The 4874-nt window shown below is 64.8% G+C and carries 3 protein-coding genes and 1 pseudogene; all 4 read left to right on the top strand.

The window, feature by feature from the left end:
- The first annotated feature begins 419 nt into the window (after window positions 1-419).
- The gene (locus ACXJKR_RS24300) at window positions 420-1541 is read left to right on the top strand and encodes an ABC transporter ATP-binding protein (RefSeq protein ID WP_457324996.1); all 1122 of its coding nucleotides are present in this window, start codon (window positions 420-422) and stop codon (window positions 1539-1541) included.
- Window positions 1538-2707 (top strand): maltose/maltodextrin ABC transporter substrate-binding protein MalE, encoded by a 1170-nt coding sequence (gene malE / locus ACXJKR_RS24295; RefSeq protein ID WP_457324995.1) that lies wholly within the window; start codon window positions 1538-1540, stop codon window positions 2705-2707. The genes ACXJKR_RS24300 and malE overlap by 4 nt, the downstream gene beginning before the upstream one ends.
- A gap of 5 nt (window positions 2708-2712) precedes the next feature.
- Window positions 2713-4284 carry a maltose ABC transporter permease MalF gene (gene malF / locus ACXJKR_RS24290; protein WP_457324994.1) on the top strand — a complete coding sequence of 524 codons (1572 nt, stop codon included), beginning with the start codon at window positions 2713-2715 and terminating at the stop codon, window positions 4282-4284.
- 278 nt (window positions 4285-4562) lie between these two features.
- Window positions 4563-4874: pseudogene (gene malG, locus ACXJKR_RS24285) on the top strand (maltose ABC transporter permease MalG); the annotation flags it as partial.

Below are 4874 nucleotides of genomic sequence, written 5' to 3'. Positions count from 1 at the left end.
CTCGAAGGCGGCGCGCAAGGCCTTGTCTTCGGCGGAGAGGGCAGTCGGCTTCTTCATCGCGGTGGAGGCCTTGGCGGCGGGCTTGCGTTGAACGGGTAACGCGAAGCTCTTGGGTGTTGGGGAGTTCATCAGTGCCGGCCCCCAGCGACGGAGGCAAGAATGCTACTCGACGGGCAGCGTTGGCTGAAGTATCGACCAGCTCCGCCCCGTTGTGTAGTTTGACTACATATGGAAAACCCGAGATGTTTTGCAAAGCCTTGATTTTCAAGGATTTCATGAAGATTCGAACGGATCACCTCTGTTGTTGCTAGCGCGTAGCGAATGTATATTGTCTACAAAGACGGCCAAAGAAGAGAAATTTAGCCGTCAAATGACGAGACAAGCCGACCGCCAGACGGCCGGCGACTGAAAGGTTAGAAGTGGCAGACGTTCGACTGACCGGCGTGGAGAAAGCCTATGGCGACATCCGCATCCTTCACGGCATCGACCTGGAGATCCGCGACGGCGAGTTCATGGTCTTCGTCGGCCCCTCGGGCTGCGGCAAGTCGACGCTGCTGCGCACCATCGCCGGCCKGGAAGAGATCACCGGCGGCGAGCTGACCATTGGCGGGCGCGTCGTCAACGACGTGCCGCCCAGCGAACGCGGCATCGCCATGGTGTTCCAGTCGTATGCGCTCTACCCGCATATGAATCTGTACGACAACATGGCTTTCGGGTTGAAGCTGGCCAAGGTGCCCAAGGCCGAGATCGAGACGGCCGTGCGCAACGCGGCCAAGATCCTGCACATCGAGCACCTGCTGGACCGCAAGCCCAAGGACCTGTCCGGCGGCCAGCGCCAGCGCGTSGCCATSGGYCGCGCCATCGTGCGCAAGCCCGACGTCTTCCTGTTCGACGAGCCGCTGTCGAACCTCGATGCCGCCCTTCGCGTGCGCATGCGCTACGAGTTCGCCAAGCTGCACGAGGATCTGAAAACCACCATGATCTACGTGACCCACGACCAGGTGGAGGCCATGACGCTGGCCGACCGCATCGTCGTGCTGTCGGCCGGCAAGATCGAACAGGTCGGCTCGCCGCTGGAGCTGTACGAGCATCCGCGCAACCTCTTCGTGGCAGGCTTCATCGGCAGCCCGAAGATGAACTTCATTGAGGGTGAGCTGGCCGCCATCGAGGCGGGCCACGTCGATGTGAAGCTCAGCGGCAGCCATGTCGTGTTGCGCGCGCTGGTCGATGGCAGCGCCGCCAAGGTCGGCGACAAGGTCACGCTGGGCGTCAGGCCCGAGCACATCCGCCAAGGTGGGGCGAACAACCTGCTGCAAAGCACGGTGGCCTTCGTCGAGTCGCTGGGCGGCATCACCTTCGCCTACTGCCCCTACCCCGGCCTCGAGGAGCCACTGACCTGCCAGTTCGAAGGTCGCAACGGCTGCGATCGCCTGCGCAGCGGCCAGGATCTGGACCTGCATCTGCCGGCCGAGGCGCTCTACGTGTTCAACGGCGACGGCCTCGCCTTGCGCCGCCTGGCCGCACCGGAGTTGGCGGCATGAAGTGGCTGCCCTTGGTGGCGGCGCTAGCGGCCGCGCCGGCGCTGGCCGCATCGCCCAAGCTCCTGGTCTGGATCAATGGCGACAAGGCCTACAACGGCCTGCAGAAGGTCGGCGATGCCTTCGAGAAGGCCTCGGGCGTCAAGGTCGTCGTCGAGCACCCGGTCGATGCGACCGACAAGTTCCAGCAGGCCGCCGGTGCTGGCAAGGGCCCGGACATCTTCTGCTGGCCCCACGACCGTGTCGGCGAATGGGCCAAGGCGGGCTTGCTGACGTCGCTGCGTCCGTCGGCGCGGCTGAAGGCCGAGTCCGAAGACCAGGCCTGGGCGGCGCTGAGCTACCGCGGCCGCATCTGGGGCTACCCCATCGCCATCGAGACGACGGGCCTGATCTACAACAAGGCCCTGGTGCCCACGCCGCCCGCGACCTGGGACGAACTGATCGCGCTGGACAAGAAGCTTCAGGCCAGCGGCAAGCACGCCGTGCTGTGGGACTACAACAAGAGCTTCTTCAGCTGGCCCATGATTGCCGGCGCGGGTGGCGTCATCTTCGGCCGTGATACCCAGGGTGATTTCGATCCCAAGAAGGTGGACGTCAACAACGAAGGCGCCCTGGCTGGTGCCCAGATGATCGAGCGCCTCATCAAGGGCGGCCACATGCCCAAGGGCGCGCGCTACTCCGAGATGGAGTCCGCCTTTGCCCGTGGCGAGGTGGCCATGATGATCTCCGGCCCCTGGGCCTGGGACAACGCCAGGCGCGCCAAGATCGACATCGGCGTGGCACCCATTCCGGCCGTCATTGCCGGCAAGCCGAGCAAGAGCTTTGTCGGCGTGCTGGGCTGCATGATCTCGGCGCCCAGCAAGAACAAGGACATCGCCAAGGAGTTCATCGAGAACCACCTGATGCGCCCCGAAGCGCTGAAGGTGCTGGATGCCGACGTGCCCATCGGCGTGCCGGCCAACAAGGCCTTCTACGCCGAGCTGTCAGTCAACCCGCTGATCGCAGCCAGCATGACCAATGCGCGCAACGGCGCGCCCATCCCCAACATCCCCGAGGTCGGCCGCTTCTGGACCGCGATGGACGCGGCGCTCGAAGCCATCACCAACGGACTGCAATCACCGAAGGACGCGCTCGACGGCGCCGCCGCACGGATGCTGCTGAACAAATGAACGCCTTGTCCTCATCCCTCGGCCAAGGCGCCTACACGACGCTGCCGCCCTCGCTGACCGAGAAGCTGTCCAAGTGGCTGCACTGGCCGCTCGCCATCCTCGGCATGGTCGCCGCGCTGTATCTCGTCTTCCTGATTTACACGACCGGCCAGGCCGCCTGGGCCATCGGTCTGCTCGTGCTGTTCACCGCCGGCTTCTACGTCTACCTCAGCCGCGGCGGCTTCGCCTGGCGCTACCTCTTCCCCGGCGTGGCCGGCATGCTGGTCTTCATCGCCTTCCCGCTCGTCTACACGGCGCAGATCGGCCTGACGAACTACTCCAGCATCCACCTGCTCAGCGAAAGCCGCGTGCGCGAGTACCTGCTGGAGCAGCATGACGCGGTGGAAGACCGGGTGCTGAACTACAGCCTGCATGCCAGCGGCGCCGAATTCCGCCTCGTGCTGAAAACCGAAGGCGAAGCCAACCCGCAGTGGATGTCGCCACCGCTGGCGCTGCGCGCGGGCAAGGACCTCCGCGTGGACCTGGCCGCGGCGGACGCCACGTCCGCACCGACAGGCGCCGCCCTGCCCTTGCCCGAGCTGATCAAGCACCGCGACGCGCTGGCCAAGCTCGTGCTCGTTGCGCCCGACAAGACCGAGCTGCATTACCTCGGCCTGCGCGAGTTCGGCCCCGTCAAGCCGATGTGGACGACGAATGCCGACGGCAGCCTGACACGCGCCGCCGACGGCGCCGTGTTCAAGGCCAACCGCGACACCGGTTTCTTCCAGACGGCGGCGGGCGAAACCCTGCAGCCCGGCTTCAAGGCCTTCATCGGCATGGCGAACTACACGCGCATGCTGTTCGACGCCGAGTTCCGCGGCCCCTTCCTGTCCATCTTCAGCTGGACGGTCATCTTCTCTGCGCTGACCGTCGTCTTCTCAACCGCCATCGGCATGCTCTTCGCCGTGCTGCTGAACTGGGAGGGCATGAAGTACCGCACCACCTACCGCACCCTGCTCTTCCTGCCGTATGCGGTGCCGGGCTTCATTTCCATCCTCGTCTTCAAGGGCCTGTTCAACCAGAACTTCGGCGAGATCAATGCCATCCTGAACGCACTGATCGGCGTCAAGCCGGCCTGGTTTGCCGACCCGCTGCTGGCCAAGACCATGCTGCTGATCGTCAACGTGTGGCTGGGCTATCCCTACATCATGATCCTGTGCTCTGGGCTGCTGAAGGCGATTCCCGCGGACCTGTACGAAGCCTCGGCGCTGGCCGGCGCCAGCCCCGCGACCAACTTCCTCAAGATCACTGCGCCGCTGATCATCAAGCCGCTGGYGCCGCTGCTGGTCAGTGCCTTCGCCTTCAACTTCAACAACTTCGTGCTGATCGCGCTGCTGACCGACGGCCGGCCGGACTTCCTGTCCACCAAGCTGCCCGCGGGCCAGACCGACATCCTCGTCAGCTACACCTACCGCATCGCTTTCAAGGACTCGGGCTCCGACTTCGGCCTGGCTGCGGCGATCTCGACGCTGATCTTCTTCCTCGTGGCGGCGCTGTCGCTGATCAACCTTCGCATGAGCGCCAAGGCACAAAAATGATGCTGGCATCGATGGGTTGCCAAGCGCGGCAGACGAGGGACTACGTGTCCCCCGGCCGCTACGCGACCTCCTCCTTTACCTTCGTCCCTCGCCCGCCGCACTCGGCAACTGGACCCAGTGGGTTTCTTCAGCGAAGGAAACCGCTGGTGTTGGATCGGGCCGGGTGGGCGGGCTGCGCAGGTAAAGGAGGAGACCGCGCAGCGGGCGGGGGACACGGAGCAGACCGCTCACCCGGGCCGATCCCGACCCATCCAGAAAGACATTCGGAGTTCTGAACCATGGCCATCGTCCTCGGCAAACAAGCCCGCTGGCGCACCCTCGCCGGCCACGCGGTGATGTGGATCTTCATCGCCATCACCATCTTCCCGCTGCTGGCCGTCGTGTCCATCTCGCTGCGCCCTGGCAACTTCGCCACCGGCAGCCTGATCCCGACCGAGATCAGCCTGGAGCATTGGAAGCTGGCGCTCGGCATCCCCTACCAGGCCGCCGACGGCAGCCTGGTACAACCGCCTTTCCCGGTGCTAACCTGGCTGTGGAACTCGATCAAGATCGCGACGATCTCGGCCTTCCTCATCGTCGCCATCTCCACC

The organism is Roseateles sp. P5_E11 (genome assembly GCF_054049355.1).
Note: the sequence above shows the minus strand (reverse complement) of the source record. Positions and strands in the feature narration are given on the sequence as shown.